17 protein-coding genes and 1 pseudogene are annotated in these 18,304 nt (G+C 70.9%); 9 read left to right on the top strand and 9 right to left on the bottom strand.

All coding sequences use genetic code 11. The annotated features are described in order from the left end of the window. Positions 1-43: 43 nt before the first annotated feature. From L7N97_RS26560 to L7N97_RS30410, 6 genes and pseudogenes are all read right to left on the bottom strand, one after another. Positions 44-406: a response regulator gene (locus L7N97_RS26560; protein ID WP_237481481.1), complete on the bottom strand. Its 363-nt coding sequence runs from the start codon at positions 404-406 to the stop codon at positions 44-46. Further along, on the bottom strand, positions 403-2,814 hold the full coding sequence (locus tag L7N97_RS26565) for a hybrid sensor histidine kinase/response regulator (RefSeq protein WP_255722418.1): 2,412 nt from the start codon (positions 2,812-2,814) through the stop codon (positions 403-405). Before L7N97_RS26565 ends, L7N97_RS26560 begins: the two co-directional genes overlap by 4 nt. Positions 2,815-2,908: 94 nt before the next feature. Continuing rightward, positions 2,909-4,816 carry a sensor histidine kinase gene (locus tag L7N97_RS26570; protein ID WP_237481485.1) on the bottom strand — a complete coding sequence of 636 codons (1,908 nt, stop codon included), beginning with the start codon at positions 4,814-4,816 and terminating at the stop codon, positions 2,909-2,911. Between the two features lie 118 nt (positions 4,817-4,934). Further along, the gene (locus L7N97_RS26575) at positions 4,935-6,902 is read right to left on the bottom strand and encodes a hybrid sensor histidine kinase/response regulator (RefSeq protein WP_237481487.1); all 1,968 of its coding nucleotides are present in this window, start codon (positions 6,900-6,902) and stop codon (positions 4,935-4,937) included. Next, a complete protein-coding gene (locus tag L7N97_RS26580; protein WP_237481489.1) occupies positions 6,899-9,613 on the bottom strand; it encodes an ATP-binding protein in 2,715 nt (904 codons plus the stop codon). Before L7N97_RS26580 ends, L7N97_RS26575 begins: the two co-directional genes overlap by 4 nt. Positions 9,614-9,872: 259 nt before the next feature. Continuing rightward, positions 9,873-10,982: pseudogene (locus tag L7N97_RS30410) on the bottom strand (DUF3443 family protein). A gap of 1,502 nt (positions 10,983-12,484) precedes the next feature. Between L7N97_RS30410 and L7N97_RS26590 the strand changes: the two are divergent. Then, positions 12,485-13,390, top strand: a complete 906-nt coding sequence (locus L7N97_RS26590; protein ID WP_237481491.1) for a hypothetical protein — start codon at positions 12,485-12,487, stop codon at positions 13,388-13,390. A 122-nt stretch (positions 13,391-13,512) separates the two neighbouring features. Here the strand turns inward: L7N97_RS26590 and L7N97_RS26595 are convergent, their stop codons facing one another. Further along, positions 13,513-13,923, bottom strand: coding sequence for a hypothetical protein (locus tag L7N97_RS26595; RefSeq protein WP_237481492.1), 411 nt, complete (start codon positions 13,921-13,923; stop codon positions 13,513-13,515). A 109-nt stretch (positions 13,924-14,032) separates the two neighbouring features. On the opposite strand from L7N97_RS26595, the gene L7N97_RS26600 reads away from it, so the two are divergent. Beyond that, positions 14,033-14,266 (top strand): hypothetical protein, encoded by a 234-nt coding sequence (locus tag L7N97_RS26600; protein WP_237481494.1) that lies wholly within the window; start codon positions 14,033-14,035, stop codon positions 14,264-14,266. 32 nt (positions 14,267-14,298) lie between these two features. Here the strand turns inward: L7N97_RS26600 and L7N97_RS26605 are convergent, their stop codons facing one another. Both L7N97_RS26605 and L7N97_RS26610 read right to left on the bottom strand, forming a co-directional pair. Beyond that, positions 14,299-14,721: a hypothetical protein gene (locus L7N97_RS26605; RefSeq protein WP_237481496.1), complete on the bottom strand. Its 423-nt coding sequence runs from the start codon at positions 14,719-14,721 to the stop codon at positions 14,299-14,301. Next, entirely contained in the window at positions 14,721-14,981 is a 261-nt protein-coding gene (locus tag L7N97_RS26610; RefSeq protein WP_237481498.1) for a hypothetical protein, read from the bottom strand. Before L7N97_RS26610 ends, L7N97_RS26605 begins: the two co-directional genes overlap by 1 nt. A gap of 179 nt (positions 14,982-15,160) precedes the next feature. Between L7N97_RS26610 and L7N97_RS26615 the strand changes: the two genes are divergently transcribed. The 7 genes from L7N97_RS26615 to L7N97_RS26645 all read left to right on the top strand — a co-directional run bounded on the left by L7N97_RS26615 (position 15,161) and on the right by L7N97_RS26645 (position 18,257). Next, positions 15,161-15,430, top strand: coding sequence for a hypothetical protein (locus tag L7N97_RS26615; RefSeq protein ID WP_237481500.1), 270 nt, complete (start codon positions 15,161-15,163; stop codon positions 15,428-15,430). A 1-nt stretch (position 15,431) separates the two neighbouring features. Continuing rightward, entirely contained in the window at positions 15,432-16,142 is a 711-nt protein-coding gene (locus L7N97_RS26620; protein WP_237481502.1) for a hypothetical protein, read from the top strand. Further along, positions 16,142-16,345: a hypothetical protein gene (locus tag L7N97_RS26625; protein ID WP_237481503.1), complete on the top strand. Its 204-nt coding sequence runs from the start codon at positions 16,142-16,144 to the stop codon at positions 16,343-16,345. The genes L7N97_RS26620 and L7N97_RS26625 overlap by 1 nt, the downstream gene beginning before the upstream one ends. Next, positions 16,338-16,580 (top strand): hypothetical protein, encoded by a 243-nt coding sequence (locus L7N97_RS26630; protein WP_237481505.1) that lies wholly within the window; start codon positions 16,338-16,340, stop codon positions 16,578-16,580. The genes L7N97_RS26625 and L7N97_RS26630 overlap by 8 nt, the downstream gene beginning before the upstream one ends. Further along, positions 16,573-17,382: a hypothetical protein gene (locus L7N97_RS26635; protein ID WP_237481507.1), complete on the top strand. Its 810-nt coding sequence runs from the start codon at positions 16,573-16,575 to the stop codon at positions 17,380-17,382. The genes L7N97_RS26630 and L7N97_RS26635 overlap by 8 nt, the downstream gene beginning before the upstream one ends. Then, the gene (locus L7N97_RS26640; RefSeq protein WP_237481509.1) at positions 17,379-17,669 is read left to right on the top strand and encodes a hypothetical protein; all 291 of its coding nucleotides are present in this window, start codon (positions 17,379-17,381) and stop codon (positions 17,667-17,669) included. Before L7N97_RS26635 ends, L7N97_RS26640 begins: the two co-directional genes overlap by 4 nt. Positions 17,670-18,041: 372 nt before the next feature. Beyond that, on the top strand, positions 18,042-18,257 hold the full coding sequence (locus L7N97_RS26645) for a hypothetical protein (protein ID WP_237481510.1): 216 nt from the start codon (positions 18,042-18,044) through the stop codon (positions 18,255-18,257). The last annotated feature ends 47 nt before the right edge of the window (positions 18,258-18,304 follow it).

The raw sequence follows: 18,304 nt of genomic DNA on the forward strand, positions 1-18,304 counted from the left end.
GCATGTCGGTCGGCGCCGAAGCCCCCACCGTCTTCCGTGCGCATCAGCGCTTCGTGTTGGCGTCGATCTTGGCGAGCAGGTCGGAGAAGTCGACCGGCTTCGAGCAGTAATCCGTGCAACCGGCCGCGATGGCCTTGTCCTTGTCACCCGACATGGCGTGCGCTGTCAGGGCGATGATGGGCACCTTGGCGGTAGCGGGGTCGGCGCGGATCAGCCCGGCCACCGTCCAGCCGTCGATGACGGGTAGGTTCATGTCGAGCAGGATGATGTCGGGCGACTCGCTCTTCGACTTGTCGACGCCTTCCTGGCCGTCCACTGCGACGGCGACCTCGAAGCCGCGTCGCTTGAGGCGACGGGAGAGGAAATCCCAGATCTCCTCATGGTCCTCCACCAAAAGCACCTTCATGCGTCCATCTCCTTCGCGGGTGCCAAGACCTTGGCCAGTTCGCGCGACAGGTCCGCAAGGCTTGTCACGCCTTTGCTCAACACCTCGTTCGCGCCTTGGAGACGCCGGCGGTCGTCGCGCGTCAGGTCCTTCGCGGTCAACACGACGACCGGCACCTCGGCGCAGCCGGCCCGCGCCCGGAAGGCGCGCAGGAAGTCGAAGCCGTCCATGACGGGCATGTCGAGGTCGAGCAGCACGACCCGCGGCGCGGCCTCAGCGACGCGGTCGAGCGCGTCCGCACCGTGCTCCGCTTCCACCACGCCCCAACCCTCACGCTCCAGCACGGTGCGGACATGCCGGCGGTTGTCGGCGTCGTCATCCACCACCAGCACGACCCCGTCGCCGTCGCGGTACCGGTCCATCACCTGCCGGAAGCGCTCCCACCTGACCGGCTTCATGACGTAGTCGGCGGCCCCGAGCTGGGTCGCGAGGCCCCGCTCGTCGACGAAGGTGACCATGATCACGGGGATGTCGGACACCTCCGCATCCGCCTTGAGCGCGGACAGGACCGACCAGCCGTCGAGGCCCGGCATGGTGACGTCGAGCAGGATGGCGCGGGGGTGCAGGGACTTCGCGAGCTGGAGGCCTGCGTAGCCATCGGCGGCCGTGACGGCGCCGAAACCCTCGCGGCCGAGGAAGCGCGTTATCAGTTCGCGTTGCGTCGGGTCGTCGTCGATGACGAGCACGACGTCCTTGGCGGCCGCCGGCTCGTGGCCATCCGCGCGAGCCGCGGAGGCGTTCGGCACCTGGACCGGCTCACCCTCGCCGACCTCGGCGGGCAGGAAGACTGTGAAGGTCGAGCCCTCACTGGGCCGGCTGTCGACGGACAGGTCCCCGCCCAGCATGACGCCGAAGGCCTTCGAGATGGACAGGCCAAGGCCCGTGCCGCCGAACTTGCGCGTGGTTGAGCTGTCGGCCTGGGTGAAGCGCTGGAACAGGCGGCCGAGCTGCTCCTCGGTCATGCCGATGCCGGTGTCGCTGACGCGGAACACCATCCAGTCGCCACCCGCGCCGCCCGGCAGGCGCGTGGCCGACAGCGTGACGGTGCCGTTCTCCGTGAACTTGGCGGCGTTGGACAGGAGGTTCAGCAGGATCTGCCTGAGCTTGGTGACGTCGGTCCGCATGGCGCCGAGCGACGGCTCAAGCCTCAGTTCCAGGCGATTGTTCTTCCTGGCGACGAGGGCCTCGACCGTCGACACCATGTCGCGCAGGGTCGGCTCCACGGCGAACTCCTCGGCGAACACCTCCATCTTGCCGCTCTCGATCTTCGAAAGGTCGAGCACGTCGTTGATGAGGCCGAGCAGGTGGCGGGCGTTCGACTCGATCTTGCGCATATCGGGCGTCAGCTCTGCCGGCTCGGCGCCCTCGTCCATCTCCTCCTGCAGCATCTCCGAATAGCCGATGATGGCCGAGAGCGGCGTGCGCAGCTCGTGGCTCATGTTGGCGATGAAGGCGCTCTTGGTCCGGTTCGCCTCCTCGGCGGCGTCGCGCGCAGCCGCGGCGGCCTGCTCGGCCTCGCGAAGCTCCGTAATGTCCGTGTTGGTGCCGAACCAGCCAAGCAGGCGCCCTTGCGGGTTAGCCGCATCCGGCATGCCGTGGATCGGTTCGGCCCGCGACAGGAACCAGCGGTACTGCCCGTCGCGGCCGCGCAGCGGGAAGGTGTCCTCCCAGGGCGTGCCGGCCGCGAAGCAGGCGGCGATGCGCTCGACCACGCGGTCGACGTGGTCCGGGTGGTGGACCTTCTTCCAGCCCCAGCCCTGCATGACTTCCGGGTTCGTGCCGGTGAAGTCGTACCAACGCCGGTTGTACCAGTCGATGGCGCCGTCCGGTCCCGTCATCCAGGCGAGCTGGGCGATGTTTTCGGCCAGGGCGCGGAACTTGGCCTCGCTGTCGCGCAGCGCTTCCTCGGCCCGCCTTCGCTCGACTCCGCCCCACCGCGCCTCGATCGCCTCTGAGGCCTCTCCGTCGATGAGCAGGGGCGAGAAGGTCACCACGCTGCCGACCGGCGCACCATGCCCCGGCAGTGGGTGGGCGGCATAGTCAGCCACAAACGATGTGCCGTCCCTACGCCAAAGCAACTCGCTATCGAGCCGAACTGGCCTGCCGCTCGTCAAAGTGTGCAGCATCGGGCAGGCGCTTGCCGGGAAAGGCGTGCCGTCCGGCCGTGTATGGTGGACGGCGTCGTGCATGTGCCTCCCCACCAACTCTTCGGCCGTCCCGTAGCCGAGCAAGGCGAGCGCCGCAGCGTTGGCGAAGACGCAGAGACCCTGGGCGTCGATGACGTAAAGCCCGTTTGGGAGCCCGTCCGCGAAGGCCCAACTCGCAGGGTCCAGCCGTGGGTCGGCTCCGATCCCCTGCCTCAATCCCATCGATGGCTGGATGTGGTCCGTCACAATCGATCCATAGGTGCTTGTCGTGCGCTGAAACTCGGGCGGAAGTTGCCAGGGAGGCTGCGGATCGGGTTCAGGCCGCGACCTGCGCTCGGGATGCGGGGACTTTTTCCTCGGACGAAGCCGGGCGCGTAGGACAGGTAGCCGGCACGACGAAGGAGAAGGTCGTCCCCCGGCCGAGTTCGCTTTCGACTGTCAATTCGCCGCCGATCATGCCGCCGAACGCCTTTGCCAGGGCGAGGCCGAGCCCTGTGCCGCCAAACCGCCGCGTCGTCGATATGTCGGCTTGGTGGAAGCGCTGGAACAGCCCCGACACCTGCTCGGGCGTCATACCGATGCCGGTGTCGGCCACCCGAATGGCGAGCGCGTCGCCTTCACGCGTCTCACGGCGTCCAGCCGACAGCGTGACGGTGCCGCCTTCGGTGAACTTCGCCGCGTTGCCCAGCAGATTCAGCAGAACCTGGCGCAGCTTGACGACGTCTTGGTGGGCCGCGCCCAGGTCCGAGGCCGGCAGGTCGAGGACGAGCTTGTTTCCCTTCCGGGCCACGAGCTTCTCGACCGACGCGGCGACCTCGCGCAGCGTGCCTTCCACATCGAACCACTCGGCGAAGACGTCCATTTTGCCGCTCTCCACCTTGGACAGGTCGAGCACGTCGTTGATGATGCCGAGCAGGTGGCGTGCGTTCCCCTGGATCTTATCCATGTCCAGGGCGAGGTCGGCAGGCTCGGTCCCGTCTTCCATCTCCTCCTTCAGCATCTCGCCATAGCCGATGATGGCGGTGAGCGGCGTGCGCAGCTCGTGGCTCATGTTGGCCAGGAAAAGGCTCTTGGCTCTGCTGGCTTCCTCGGACGCGTCGCGTGCAGCCCGCAGCGCCTCCTCGGCCTCACGCCGCTCGGTGATGTCCTCATGCACCCCGACCCACTCGCGCATCGACCCGTCGCTGTTCTGCACCGGCACTGCCCTCACGGCGCAGACCCGGTAGATGCCATCTCGACGGAGCACGCGATGCTCGAATGCGTATGCCTGCTTTCTGTCCACTGCCGACCTCCACGTGTCCAAGGTCGCCCCGAGGTCGTCGGGGTGGATCGCAGTGGTCCAACCAGTTCCCTCGCATTCGGCCTCGGTCTGTCCCGTGAAGCGCTGCCAGTAGTGCTGTGCACCGCGCATCCTGCCGTCGGCATCGGTGGTCCAGATGATGTCACCCACGGCCTCCGCGGCAGCCCTGAAACGCTCCTCGCTGGCGTGGAGGTCGCGCCCGGCCCGCTGCTGGTCGAGTGCGGAAGCGAACATGCCCAGGAACAGGATGAGGAAGGTGGTGCCCGAGACATAGAGAGCGAGGTTCTCTTGACCGAGTCCGACGCCTGAGGCGTGGGCCATGTTGGCGCCATGCGCCTCCTCGGTGAAGGTCGCCGCCGCCATGCCGGTGTAATGCATGCCAGCGACGGCCACGCCCATCACGCCGGCTGCGACCGCTTTCTGCCAGACGTCGTTCTGACGCGTGGTGAGCCACAGCGCGACGGTGGCGGCCGTAACCGCGATCAGCACCGAGATCGTGACGATGGGTGGGCTGAAGGCCAGATTCCCCGGCACCTCCATCGCGGCCATGCCGGTGTAGTGCATCGCTGCGACGCCGATCCCCATCAGCAGTCCCGAGACCAGGATGTCGCGCCGGGTGGCACTCGGGCGGCTGACGAAGGCGAAGGCGGCCCCGGTCACTCCGACGGCTATCAGAAACGACAAGGCGGTGAGCCGCACGTCGTAGAGGACCGGCATGGCCATACGGAACGCCAGCATGCCCACGAAATGCATGGACCAAATGCCGCCCCCCATGGCGAGCGAGGCCGCGCCCACCCAGGCCCAGCGTCGCCCGGGTGTGGCGCCGCGTACGCGGCCGCCGAGATCGAGCGCCGTGTAGGATGCCAGCACCGCGATGACGATGGACAGTCCGACAAGTGATGGATCGTAGCCTGTTGCATTCATCGAGCCTCACGTCCCCGCCACTGCCCGTGACGTCCGAGCCATGGGCGTTCCCATGAACCTCGTCGTCTGACCCGGCCAAGGCTGGCAGCATCAGCCCAGGTAGGCCGCCGGTGAACGCTCATGCCTGGGCAGAGGTCGTCACCGTCTGTGCATCCAGGCGTCGCACCTGTGCTGCGACCTCCTCAACGCTCGTCTCGCCTTTCTTGAGCGTCACTTCGGCGAGTGAGAGTTCGGCCCTTTCGGCGGTGGTCAGGTCACGGGCGCTGAACACGACCACGGGGATGTCCGAACAGCCCGGCGTTTCGCGCAGACGCCGTAGGAAGCCGAAGCCGTCCATCACGGGCATCGTCAGGTCGAGCAGCACGACGTGGGGCGGGGCGTGGAGCACACGGTCGAGTCCCTCGGCTCCGTCGCCCGCCTCCTGGACGGTCCATCCCTGGCGTTCGAGCACGCCCCGGAGCATGCGGCGCGTGTCGGCGTCGTCGTCGATCACGAGGACGTCGCCCGCTTCCCGGACCTGGGCCATGACGGCGCGCAGCCTGCCCCAGTCCACGGGCTTCGGCACGGAGTCGGCCGCACCGAGCGACAGCCCCAGGCCCGCGTCGGACACGAAGCTCACCATCACAACGGGAATTTGGGCCGTGGCGGGGTCGTCCTTCAGCGCCTGCAGAACCGACCAGCCGTCCATGCCCGGCATCATGACGTCGAGCAGGATGGCGCCGGGCCGGAGCGAGCGGGCGAGGTCGAGCCCCTCCCTGCCATCGGCCGCCGTCCGGACCACGAAATTCATGCGCTCCAGGAAGCGCGTGGTCAGCTCCCGTTGGGACGGCTCGTCATCGACGACCAGCACCAGGTCGCCGGATGCATTCTCCGGCGCGGCGGGACCCGTCCCGTCCGTCGCCTCCTCCGGCCGCGGCAGGACCGCGGGCACGCGCAGCGTGAAGGTCGTGCCGCGGCCCTCGACGCTCGCGACCGTGATATCGCCTCCCATGAGCTGGGCGATTCCTCGGCTCAGCGCGAGGCCCAGCCCGGTGCCGCCGAACCGGCGGGTCGTGCTCTCGTCCGCCTGGACGAAGCGCTGAAACAGGCGCTCGACCTGCTCGGGCGTCATGCCGATGCCGGTGTCCTCGACCGCGAAGGCGAGCCAAGCGGTGCCCTTCACCGTCTCACGTCGCACTCTCAGGGTGATGCGCCCCCCTTCGGTGAACTTGGCGGCGTTGCTCAGCAGGTTGAACAGGCACTGGCGCAGCTTGACCACGTCGGTGTGCATCGTGCCGAGGTCGTCCGGCACGTCAAGCTCGAGGGCGTTCCCCTTGCGCCGCACGATGGCCTCGACCGCGACGGCCGCGTCCCGCACGAAGGCGGCGACCTCGGCCTCCTCGGCCGAGACGTCCATCTTGGCGGCCTCGATCTTGGACAGGTCGAGCACGTCGTTGATGAGCCCGAGCAGGTGCCGCGCGTTGGACTTCACCTTGCCGAGGTCGGCCAGCATGTCGTCGGCGCCGGCGTCCTCCGCCTGCTCCTCGATCATCTCCGTGTAGCCGATGACGGCCGACAGCGGGGTCCGCAGCTCGTGGCTCATGTTGGCTAGGAAGGCGCTTTTGGCGCGGTTGGCCGCCTCGGCGGTGTCCTTGGCCGCTTCGGCCTCCTCCTTGGCGGCGGCCAGCGTGGCCTGGTTCGCGGTCAACGTGGCGTTCAGCTCGCTCATCGCCGCCAGGGCCGCTTCGTTCTGGGCGATGAGGTTGCGCAGCGCTCCACAGACCATGATCATCGCGCCGCCGATGACGACGTACTGGACTAGGGCTAGCGCCTGGCCGACCGACAGGACGCCGTGGGGCGGGCTGCGCTGGAAGAAGTAGGCCGAGAAGGCCGTTGAGATGACGAGCCCGACGATGGCGGGCGAACGCCCGAGAGCGACGCCGGCGAGGAAGATGACCGGCATGTAGAGGAGGAACGGCGCCGTATCGAGCGGCAACACGTACCGCACGGCGCTGATCACGCCGATGACGAGCACGGTCACGCCGTGGCGGAAGGCGGCGCTCGACCGGTGCCGGTACAGGGACTGCAGGAACTCGTGCAACGTCACGCTTCGGTGTTTCGAGCGGCAGTTTCCGGGGGCTGGCCGGCCGCCACCGCGACGGCGTGACCGAGCGCTCGGGCGAGCTGCCCCGCGGAGTAGGGCTTGTGCACGAGGTCGAAGCCGTGCGGCCCCTCCCGCGCCAGAACGTGGCTGTAGCCGGACGTCAGCACGACGGGCAGCCCCGGGCGCCGCCGGCGAATCTCGCAGGCGAGCGCGACCCCGTCCATCTCACCCGGCATGACGACGTCGGAGAAGACCACGTCGAACGCGCCGTCGCCGTCCAGGCGGGACAGCGCCTCGGCGGCGTCGGTGGCCCATTCGGCGCAGTACCCGAGGTCCTCCAGGATCTGCAGCGCGAAGCGGCCGATCTCGACGTTGTCCTCGACGACGAGCACGCGGCGTGCCTCGCCGTCGACGGCTGGTCCCCCATCGTCCGCACCGGCCACGGCCGCGGCGGCGGCCGCGACGCGGGGGAGATAGAGCGTGAAGGTTGTGCCGCGCCCCGGCTCGCTCGCGACCCCGATGTCGCCGCCGGACTGCTTGGCGAAGCCGAACACCTGGCTGAGGCCGAGGCCCGTACCCTCGCCCACGCCCTTGGTGGTGAAGAAGGGCTCGAAGATATGGGTGACCTGCTCCGCCGCGATGCCCACACCCGTATCGGTCAGGGTGACGGCCACGAAATCGCCCGCGCTGCCCGCATGGCCGCGGATCGGCGGCAGGCCGGCGCGGACCGCGACGCCCAGCGTAAGGGTCCCCTCGCCGCCCATGGCGTCGCGGGCGTTCACCGCCATGTTGACCACCGCGGTCTCGAACTGGCTGGCGTCGGCGCGGACGTGGCAACCCTTCCGGGCCACGTCGAAAACGACCCGGATGCGGGCGCCGGTCACGCTGTCGAGCATGTCGCCGATGGAGCGCAGGCGTGCCGCGGCGTCGAACGTATCCGGGGCCAGGGCCTGTCGCCGGGCGAAGGACAGGAGCTGGCTGGTCAGCTTGGCGGCGCGATCCACGGTGTCCGATATGGCATCGAGGTAGCGGCGCCGGCGGTCGTCGGCGAGGCCCGGTTTGCGCAGGAGGTCGACGGACGAGCGCAGGATCGTGAGCAGGTTGTTGAAGTCGTGCGCGACGCCGCCGGTGAGTTGGCCCACCGCCTCCAACTTCTGCGATTGGCGCAGGGCTTCCTCGACGCGGCCGCGCTCCTCGACGGCCTCGGCGATGCGTCGCTCCAGGCCGGCGTTGAGGTCGCGCAGGTCCACCTCCATCCTCCGCCGGTCGGTGATGTCGTTGAACAGGATGGCCACGTGGCCGTCCTCGGGCCGGTCGACGCGGAAGGCGTGGACGTCGTACCAGCGGCCGAGCGCCTTCCCCTCGTTCTCGAAACGGATGGGCTCCCCGGTCGACGCCACCCGTCCGTATAGATCGAACCAGTGCTGTTCGTGGCCGGGCGCGATGTCCCGCATCCACCGGCCCACGGCATCGTGCAGGCCGGTCTGGCCGACGAAGGCCGGGTTGACCTCCAGGAAGCGGTAGTCGACCGGCCCGCCGCCCTCGAAGCGCACCTCCACGATGCAGAAGCCGGCCTCGATGGCGTCGAACAGCGTACGGTAGCGTCCCTCGCTGGCGCGGCGTGCGCCCTCGGCGCGTTCCCTCGCGCTCTCCCGCTCGGCCAGCGCGGTCGACATGCGGTCGAAGGCGGCACCGACCTCCCTGACCTCGCCGCCGCGGCGGCCGAGTTCGGCGCGGGCGCCGAGGTCACCCTTGCCGACCCGTTCGGCCGCGGCGCTGATCCTGAGCAACGGGGCGACGACGAACCGCCTCGCGCCGACCGTCGCCGCGGCCATCGCCAGGACGGCGCCGAGCGCGAGGCCGAGGAGGCTGCTGCGGGTCTGCCCGTGCAGGTCGGACAGGGCCAGGGCCTGGTCGACGCCGACCGCTACCGTCAGGCCGCCGAGGCGCGGGTCCGGCGGCAGAATGCCGAACAGGAGCGTACGCCCGTCGGAACCGGTGGCGCCGACAAGTTTCGGTTTCGGGGTGGCCAGCGCCGCCCGTAGGTCGGCCGGGATGGGCTTGCCCGTCCACCCGTCCGCCTGCACGCGGCCGTCCTTGGCCTCGGCCACCACCGTCCCGGACGGGTCCACCACCAGGGCCACGCTGCCCGGGGCAGGGGACGACTGGGCGACCTGCGCCGCGAGGCGTTCCTGGTCGATGCTGGCAAGGACGATGCCGGCCGCGGTCCCGTCCGTCCGCGCCACCGGCAGGGCGAAGTGGACGCTGGGGCGGTGCGTCGACAACCCGGTGACGAGGTCGCCGGCGGCGAATGCCCCCGACGCCATGGCGCGCCGGAAGTACGCCCGTCCCGCGTTGCTGTAGGCTCCGGGAGCGACACCGGAGCTGCTGCACAGGATCTCGCCCGACGCGTCGGTGACGCCGAGCAGTTGGTACTCGCCGAAGCGGCCGCCGACCGACCTGAGGTAGGCCGTGCAGGCCCTGGCGTCGCCATCCTTGATGGACGGCACCTCGGAGAGGGCGACAAGGAGTTGGCGTACGCCCTCGGCCGCGCGGACCATGTCGCCCTGCAGCGCCTGGGTCTGCGCGAGCGCGGCGTCGCGTGACGCCCTGGCGAGTTCGCGGTGCCGCTGGAAACCGTCCCACCCCTGAATGGCCAGCGACGGCGTCAGGGCGATGGCGACCAGCAGCAACAGGCGTACGAGGAGGCTCAAGATGTGGTTCCGGTCGACTCGGACAGTGCGGGCAGACTGTTGCGTACCACGGTCGAACCGAGCTGTCGGCGTCTGCGGGGCGACCGGCATGTCCGCTCGCCCCAATGGTGCAGGCATGCTCACCTTATGTCGACGTGTCGAGACTGCGGGACGAACGACATCACTGAACGGCTGCGCGATAGTTGGACTTCATTGCCGAATGACCGGCCATCGATGATGACCTCGAAAATGTGAGGTCTGAATGCGATCCAGCACCAGGTCAGCCCAGGACGTAGAAGGGACCCTGAAGGTTTGGGGTGCCCGAGCTATTCCTGCCGTCCATGACGAGCGCGACACGCCGTCCGAGGAAGAACGGCGCACCCCAGACGAAGGCCGCCGACCGCGGGTCCGCGACCTCAGCGACGTCGACGGACGCGCCGGCTTGGCGCTCCCGTCTGGCCCGGTAGTCCCCGACGCTAAACCTCGTCGAGATCTTGCTGCCTTCCGTGCCGACCATCGCCGCGTCGCGCGTACGCCTGGGCTCGGCGCAGTACGCTCAGACCATATCCCGACACCGTGGCAGGCTGTCGTCGTGCAGGATGTACGTCTCGGTCCCGCTGTCGATGTAGCTGGCGGGATAGGACCTGCCGCCGAGCACCGTCGTGAACCGGCCGGCCGCGTCGAGGTGCAGGATGCATGCCGTGCCGGCCCCGTCGCCGGCGACGGCATCGACCCCGAACGTCAGCGTGCCGGCGACCTCGCGAGCGCCCCCGGCAGGCGATGCCGGCAGTTCGATGACGGCGTCCCGCATCTCGCGTGCGAGAGTCTGCACGCCGACGCGCAGGGGCTCGCTGGGCATAACCGCGCCGAGCTTGGCCGCGAGGTCGAGGAGCTGCGCCTGCTCCTCCACGAGGAGCATGTCGCGCCGGATGTCGGCCATGGTCCGGCCGTCGGCCCCCGCCTCGCCCTCGCCGTCGGGCGCGGCCCCCTTCGGCGCGGCTGCCGCCAGGCGCGCGGCCCGGTGCGCGGCGAGGCGGGCCTGCAGGTCGTCGGTGCCGCGCGGTGCGGGCGACGGGGCGGGGACCGGGGCCGCGCGGGCAGGGCGGGACGCGCGCCCCTTCACCGGGGGCTTGCCCCTGGACCGCTTGGCGTCCGAGGCGGCGGCCGCGTCCGTGGCGGCCGTCACTTTGCGCTGCTGCCGCGGGTCCGTCGCCGCCCGCCATTCCTCCACCGCCAGGCGCGCGTCGAACCCGCCCCCGGGGAGCACGCACCTGCGCAGCCGCCCGCTGCGCACCGCGCTGCGCACCGCGTTGTCAGACGAGAGCCCGAGGAGGCGGGCGAGGGCCCGGCCCGACACCGGGCCGGTGGGGAGATTCGCGAGGTCGGCCATGGGGGTTAGGCGCGCAGGCCGACGCGACACTCGCTAGTGCGCGGGTGCGCAGCCGGGTGCGCAGTGCGCAGCCGGAATCGGGGTGCGCAGCCCACTCTCGGGGCTGTGCGCGGTGGACCCCGGCAAGCGCAAACCTCCCGTCGGGCGATTTGCCCAGGAGGGACCCGCTGCCGCTCGCCGGTCACCACCCCCGCACCCGCCCCGGTCTGACCCTCCGGCCCCGGCCGGGTCACCACCCCACCACCCCGGCGAAGGGGCGGCGCAGATGGTCCTGAACGCGAAGAAGCCGCCCGGCGCGGCTGCGGCGGACGGCTTCAACATGATCGTCCCGATCATGGTGGTGGCCTGTGTCGAGACAGATCAACAAGTAGCGCATGGTGCGGCATTGTCAAGAGATAGTCTCGTCGGGCGGGCGGATACGCGCATGAAACCGCGAGCAAGTCGCGCAACAGCAACGCTCATGGATCTGTACTGCCGATCATGCCTGCGGCCGGTGCTGACCGCGCGCCATGGGCGCCGCCGGGACCGCACCGCGTGGCGGACGCCGGTGCCGCGCGGAGGCCGCCAGGCGCCCTCAGTCCGACCTGAGCGGGGCCGGTCCGAACGGGTCGCGCGTCTGAGCCGCCAGGAAGCCCGCTGAGGGCCTTCAACGTCGCCGGACGCGCCGTCACCGGTCCGAACCGCTAAACAGCCGCCAGCGGCGCTCCTGACGGCTCAGGCGACGCATCGGACGGGCCGGGGTGGGCAGCATCTGGCCGTGGCGACATTCTGCGGGCGCCGGGGCGGAGTCGGACGGGCCGCCAGGACGCTCAGGGCGGGCGTGGAGGCGCATCGCCGTGGCGGGACGGGACGACGAGCGGGCGCGGCTCATGAGGCCACGTGGCGGCGTCCCTGGGAGGTCGGGCGCCGAGCGGCGCAGCCGCGATCAGGAATCCATTGCGCGAAGCGCTCAAGACGCCAAGGAGCGCCGCCAGGAGATGCGGGCGTCAGCCCGCCTTTCAAAGACATGCCCTCCCGACACCAAGCCCGCGCAGCGCAAGAATCCGAAAGCCCGCCAGGGCCAAGAATCTTTTATGAAGGCTACATAGAACGCGCGCGCGCGTACGCGAGAGAGAGTCCGTCACCGTACACGGAACGCCTCATGAGTTGACCCCCAATCGGTGTACGGTGGCGGAGCGACACGCATCGATTGTCCGTCACCGTACACAGAACACGTCATGAGTTGACCCCCAATCGGTGCACTGTAGCAGAAAACGATACCCACACTATGGGTTGATTTTCCCGACCCGTCGTTCGCTCACTGGTTAGGTGGCCGGAACGGCCGTCCTGAGTCGGCGGGCGGCACGGCGAAACCCTAGAGGATGGCGTGTACCATGACACAAAATGGGGGCCATGATTCCGGGCATTTCGGCCCGCGAACTACGTTTCTCTGTCATGGTACACGTTTCCCCTTGCGCCATGCGTCATCGGTGAACTATGTACGGGAAAGGGGGCCATGATCCATGACCACGCTGACCGCCGTTTCCCTGCCGATTTCCCTGTGCCGCGACCTGACCCTGACGGGCGGGAGCGCTCACGGCCTGCGCATGCTTTTGGTGGCCGAGCACCACCGTCCGGACGGTGCCAGCGACGTCACGGTGCCGCTCAGGGCGCTCCTGGCGGCCACGGGCAGCGACGCGGTCAGCCTGCCGGACGGGGTGCGCAACGTCCTCGAGGTGCGCTGCATGCCGCCCCTGGGCGACGACGGCCTGCCCGTGGGCGGGGGCTTCCCGGCCTGCGTCGACGAGGAGGACGAGCCCGCGGACGAGGCGCCCGTATGTGACGGCGGGGACGATCGCAACTTCGACGACGAGGAGGATGGTGACGAAGACGACGGGGGCGCGCATGTCGCCGCCCCGGCCGCACCCATCATACCCGCTAAAGGGGCCGACAGGGGCACCTACGTGGTCGCGCGCGTCAAGCGGCAGGGGGGTACGCCACCCGTCCCCGGACGCATGCACGTCGCCATGAGCGACGGCTGGGTCGAGCACGTGTCGGGGCCGCGCGTCGAGGTGCCGATGGTCGAGCTCCGGGCGCTCAGGACCAGGTGCGGCATGGTCATGCGCCTGAGGGCGGCCGCGCTGCTCGCTGACCGGCGGTCCGCGACGGTGCGCCTGACTACTGCCGAGTGGTCCCTCTATACTACCCACGACGCCGTCATCTCCCCGGCCGCCGTCGTGCGCGGCTACCTTGAGCCGGGCGTCGAGGACCTCGGGCGCGCGTGCCCTAGCGTGTCCGTGGACCTGCAGGAGCGGCGCCGGAAGGGCATGGTCACGGGTGTGGCCCTGACCTTCCGCAGGGAGCGCCCGCGGGTCGCGTCGAGCAAGGCATCGAAGGCCAAGGCGCCGAAGGTTCGGGCGGACGCCTGACCTGCCCGTGAGCGATGACCGCTCAGCCTGGGCTACGCGCGAGTCGCCCGACGGCGGGAGCGGCGCGGACTGCATCCCAGGACGCAGTCCGCGTAGGTAATATGGGACGGCGCTCTCGGGCGTTACCTGGACGTGATGGCGTCCGGCTCCATGGCCCACACGGCGGCCTCGTCCCTGCGCGTCCTGAGGCGGGCCCCGACGCGCAGGCGCGACCTGAGGCGGCGCTGCAGGTCAGGCGTCTCCGCCACGCCCGCGAGCTGCAGAGCCTCCCCGATGCCGCGCAACATCGCGACCGTCACCGGGTCCGTCCGCGACCTGCCCTCGAGGCACAGCGCGATACCGTCGATGAGGAGGCTGTCGAGGGCGTGGCCGACAGGCTCGCCCGACGCCCTGGCAGCCGCGCGGAACCGACGCTTGCGGTCGCGGTCGGCCACCAGGCGCCGCTCATGGACGTCGGGGACGGCTCCGTCGGGCCGCACGCCGTTGGCGGCAAGGAGACGTGCGAGCTGCTGCACGAGGGCGGGGTCGGTCATGTCGGCTCTCCTGTGGACCAGCGTCTGAGAAGCCATGAGGCGGCGAATCGGTGGCGCGACGGGCGGGCCCGTGGCAGCCATGGTGTCGTGATCTGAGGCGGAGGCGACGATGGCTCACACGATGTTCGACGTCGCCTTGACGGCCCGCATGGGGGCTGACGCCATGGGCGCCGCGACTGCCCAGGCGTCCCGAATGGTGCGTGGCGCCGTCGCACTGCGCGACGCCCAGGTCCGCGCCGCGGACGCCCGCCAGGGCCGTGCCGCCGCGGAGGACCGCTTGGCCGCCTCCACCGCCCGCCTTGCCTGCGCCCGGGCAGCACGCGCGGCCGCCCGGGCTTCCTGAATCGAAAGGGCGGCCACCGGAGCCGCCCTCCATCACGCGTCGGCCGGGGCGAGGGCGCTGCCCTCGGGCTCTTTGTCCGGCTCCCACGCCGTCGGGGGCGCGACGGGCTGCTCCGCCTTGGGCCGCCGCGCCTCGGCCTTGCGCGCCACCTCGGCCCGCCTGAGCTCGTCCCTCAGCTCCCTCGTCGCCTCGAGCTGGGCCTCCGCGAGGGTGGCGGACTCCTCGTGCCGCGTCTGCGCGTCCTGCCTGTCGGCCTGAGCCTGCGCCGCCGCCTGCGCGGCCGTGTCCGCGTCGGCCTGCGCCCGGACGCGCTCGGCACGCTCCGCGTCCAGCGACCTGCCCGTCAGGCCCTGCCACGACCACCGGAACGCCCAGTCGAATAGGCCGACGCCCGACGCGACCGTGGCGCCGCACAGCCGCCCCAGGCCCCTCAGGGCCATCATCAGAAAACGCATCACTTCGCTCCTTCCTTGGTGAACCGGGACGACCTGATGGTCTCCGCCTCGGTCGTCGCGGTCTTCATCGCCACGATCCTGGCCCTCACCCGCGCGACCTGGCCGACTTCGTCCAGGATCGCCGCGCGCTCCTGCATGGCCAGGATGGCGCGCTTTCTGACCGCCGCCCTGTACTCGGGCGTGGTGACCATGCGCCCCGTCGGCTCGGGCGCCGGGACGGGCGGCGCGGGCCGCGTGAGGCGCCTCAACAGACCCAGCATGCCCGTCTCCCGATGTGGCGCCGCTGCCCGTCCGCGACGCCCAGGAGCAGAGTCTCACGCCGCCTAGAAAGAGGCGAGATGCCTCAAAAAAATTCTCTTCGCACGAGGCGTTCCTGTTCTGTCTGATTGCTGTCTTGCCTCATTTGGGCGCATCGTGAGGCATGGTGCCAGCACATCAGATGACCCCCGCGCAACTGCTCGCCGCCCTGGGCGAGGCCGCCTACGGCCCGGCATGGAGGCGGCAGCTTGCCCGGTCCATGGATGTCGCTCCCGCCACCATCGACCGCGTGGTCCAGAGCGGTCGCATGCGGCGCTTCGTGCGGGACCGCTTCCGCATGTGGTGCCGTCGCGAACACGCCGCCCTGGCGCACAGGGCGGCGCGCCTCGTCGAGCTCGCGTCCACGGGCGCTGCTCTCCCCGACAACCCCACCACTGAGGATGACGCCTGACATGCCGAACGCACCCGCCTATGAACTCGTCGTCGGGACCGTGACCGCCCGCGTCCGCCCGCCCCGCAACGCGTCCGCGCACCCGTGGCGCCGCACCAGCCGCGACGGCGTCGTGACCGTCGAGCGCGCGCCCGGCCTCGCAGGGGACGTCGCCGCCCGCCCGGTCACCCCCGCCGAGCGCGACGAGAGGGACCGCATGATTTACGAGGCGGTGGCCGCGGGCGCTCGCTGCCGCGAGGTCGGCACCCGCTTCGGCAGGTCCAAAAACAGCGTCATCGGCATCGTTGACCGGTACCGCGCCCGTCACAGGCTCCCGGTGCCCGCGCCCGTCAACGACGCCGTCTCCTCGCGCAACGTCGCGCGCAACGCTGCCGTCGTCGCGGCCCTCCGCGACGGCGCCACCCCTCGCGAGGCGGCCGAGCGCTGCGGGGTCAGCGTCGACGTCGTGCGCGGCGTCCGCACCCGCGCCGTCGCCTCGGGCGCCCTGCCGCCACCGCCGCCGCCCGTCGCGAGGCGACCGACGCTGGTCCGGTCCGCGCCCGTGGTGTGCGCCCCGGTCGACGTGGTCCGCGTCGGGCTGTTGGACGTGGGGCGGGGGCAGTGCCGCGACCTCGGCGACGACAGGCTGTGCTGCTGCCAGCCCACCGTTGGGACGACGAGCTGGTGCCTCGGTCACCTCGCCATCTACACGCGCGCGAGGAGGGCCGCGTGATGCGCTTCGACATCAGCCGCGACTTCGACCTGGACCTCGACGACGACGAGGACCTCGCCCCGCCGTCCCTCGACGACGCGGACCCGGACGCGCCCCAGCCCGAGGACGGCGACGACCTGCCGCCTTGGTACCACGAAGACCCGTGGACCATGGCGCAGGCGGAGGAGGCCTACTGGGCCCGCGTGGAGGCTCTTGATGGCTGACGCGCCCCGCCTACCGCCGCCGGGGCGCGCGCGGTTCCCGGCCCGCCCCGTCGTCTCGCCCGCGCCGGCCTACGTGCCGCCGCCGCGCCCGCCGGAGGCGTGGCACGTCACGTGGGCCCGCGGCGCGCCCGCCCGCGCCCGGGCCGCCCGACTCGCCGCCCTGGCCGAGCGCCGCGCCGCCGCCGGCCTCGCCCCCCTCGGACTCACCGCCAATCCGGAGCGCCCCCATGCCTGACGACCAGCCCGTCTACCCGCTCCCGCCGGAGGTCCTGGGCCTGAGGTGGCACAGCACGCGCATGCAGACGACGCGCTACGGCTTCCGTCGCATGTCCCACGCCCACGCGACGGACGACTTCCGCGACCTCTGGGGCAGCAGCGATGGATACCAGGGGCTCAAGCGAATGGGCTTCACGCTCGAGCGCGACGCGGCGCGCGTCGTCCACTGGGGCGGCGAGACCACCTACGACCCGGCTGACGTCGACGCCCTCGCGGCGCGAGTGGAGGCTGACAGGGCGCGGGAGCGCGCGGAGGCCCGCCGCGTCCGGGACCTGCTCCAGCACGAGGTCGACACCCATGCGTGGGCCCTGTCGCGGGAGAGCGTGACGTGGGCAAGGGCGCTGCTCTCGGACGGCCTGGGACGCTTCGGGGCCAGGAAGGAGGCGCTGGAGCTCGTGGCCAAGTTCGAGGCCGCCGTCGCCAAGGCGGGGCGCGCCGTCGAGCGCGCCATGGCGGCGACGGCGCCCGAGGACGTGGCGCGGTGCCACCACCCGGAGGTCCGCGGTGCCGTCCACGAGGCGTGCGTGCTCCTCAGCACCATGGACGAGGACCACGCGGCCGTGCGCAACAGCATGGGGTGGAGCAAGGCCACGAGCCACCGTGGGCACTGGCTCGCCGAGCTGCCCGAGCTGTCGCCCGACCTCGCGGCCGTCGGCCTCGGGCTGGTCCGCAGGCACCTCGGGCAGCTGCGCCCGGATCTGGGCCGCGTGCTCGCCGCGCTGCCGGCCCCGCCCGCCGCGCAGCGGAGGCTCGAGCTGTGACGGCCTGGGACCTCGACGCGGCACAGGCCGAGGTCGGGCCCAGTGGCAACCCGTGGCGCCTGTGGCGCTACGAATGGGCCGTGCACGTGGACGGCTGGACACACGGGTGCCGCAAGCGCGGCACCCGATACACCGATGCCGCCGCCGCCGACGCGGCATTCATGGTCGCCCTCGCCGAGGGGCGACCCGTGGTCATGACGCAGACCTCGACGCTCCTGCGCCCAGCCTATGCTCCTAAGCGCACCACCATCCTGGTCAGGCACCACGCCTACCCGTACGGACGTTAACCGTGTCGCCACGACACCCCGTGACGTGCTGCGTCACCGTGGTATGGTACGGACAGCGCGGGGGAGACCCCGTCGCCGGGCTAGTCCCCGATGGAAAGCTGTCCCGCCCGCGATCATCCCTTCGCGGCGGGCTGGCCCCGTCGAGGTCCGTGCGCGGAGCCGAAGCGGCTCTTTTGGGGTGCTGCCTGCAGTGCAGTCGGGCGAGAGGCATGGCCGCCGAGAAACGGCCACACGGGGGCGCCCGCCATAGCGCCACGTGGCCCTCTCGCGCGAAGGCGCACCCGGACCATGCTGTATCACGCCTATGTCGACCACCGGGACTACCGTCCCCCGACGCCGCCGCGACCGCTCTCGAAGCGGGAGGGGCGCATCATGACCCATGAGGGCTTCGAGAGCCGTCATAGGGACGCCGCCGCGCGTGCCGTCCTCCTCGTCGACATCGAGGAAGAGATCGACCGGCGCGACATGCTGAGGGCCGACGCGACAAGCGTCATGCGCCTCGCCGCGGGCTCGCTCGACGACCAGTCCCTGTCGACCGCGCAGCTCCGCGCGGCCCTCGACGTCATCCGCGGGCTCCCGACGCCGTGAGCCCTGATCCGACGGCCCTCCTGCCGCTGGACCGTGCCGCCGAGCTC

It is taken from the genome of Lichenibacterium dinghuense (genome assembly GCF_021730615.1).
Lineage (GTDB): Bacteria > Pseudomonadota > Alphaproteobacteria > Rhizobiales > Beijerinckiaceae > Lichenihabitans > Lichenihabitans dinghuensis.

Excerpts from the sequence above, each read along its gene's own strand:
- L7N97_RS26590 (WP_237481491.1), top strand. The coding sequence starts at position 12,485 with ATGACCACGCTGACCGCCGTTTCCCTGCCGATTTCCCTGTGCCGCGAC.
- L7N97_RS26645 (WP_237481510.1), top strand. The coding sequence starts at position 18,042 with ATGACCCATGAGGGCTTCGAGAGCCGTCATAGGGACGCCGCCGCGCGT.
- L7N97_RS26610 (WP_237481498.1), bottom strand. The coding sequence starts at position 14,981 with ATGCTGGGTCTGTTGAGGCGCCTCACGCGGCCCGCGCCGCCCGTCCCG.
- L7N97_RS26625 (WP_237481503.1), top strand. The coding sequence starts at position 16,142 with ATGCGCTTCGACATCAGCCGCGACTTCGACCTGGACCTCGACGACGAC.
- L7N97_RS26570 (WP_237481485.1), bottom strand. The coding sequence starts at position 4,816 with ATGAATGCAACAGGCTACGATCCATCACTTGTCGGACTGTCCATCGTC.
- L7N97_RS26620 (WP_237481502.1), top strand. The coding sequence starts at position 15,432 with ATGCCGAACGCACCCGCCTATGAACTCGTCGTCGGGACCGTGACCGCC.
- L7N97_RS26630 (WP_237481505.1), top strand. The coding sequence starts at position 16,338 with ATGGCTGACGCGCCCCGCCTACCGCCGCCGGGGCGCGCGCGGTTCCCG.
- L7N97_RS26560 (WP_237481481.1), bottom strand. The coding sequence starts at position 406 with ATGAAGGTGCTTTTGGTGGAGGACCATGAGGAGATCTGGGATTTCCTC.
- L7N97_RS26635 (WP_237481507.1), top strand. The coding sequence starts at position 16,573 with ATGCCTGACGACCAGCCCGTCTACCCGCTCCCGCCGGAGGTCCTGGGC.
- L7N97_RS26565 (WP_255722418.1), bottom strand. The coding sequence starts at position 2,814 with ATGGGATTGAGGCAGGGGATCGGAGCCGACCCACGGCTGGACCCTGCG.
- L7N97_RS26605 (WP_237481496.1), bottom strand. The coding sequence starts at position 14,721 with ATGCGTTTTCTGATGATGGCCCTGAGGGGCCTGGGGCGGCTGTGCGGC.
- L7N97_RS26615 (WP_237481500.1), top strand. The coding sequence starts at position 15,161 with ATGACCCCCGCGCAACTGCTCGCCGCCCTGGGCGAGGCCGCCTACGGC.
- L7N97_RS26600 (WP_237481494.1), top strand. The coding sequence starts at position 14,033 with ATGGCTCACACGATGTTCGACGTCGCCTTGACGGCCCGCATGGGGGCT.
- L7N97_RS26595 (WP_237481492.1), bottom strand. The coding sequence starts at position 13,923 with ATGACCGACCCCGCCCTCGTGCAGCAGCTCGCACGTCTCCTTGCCGCC.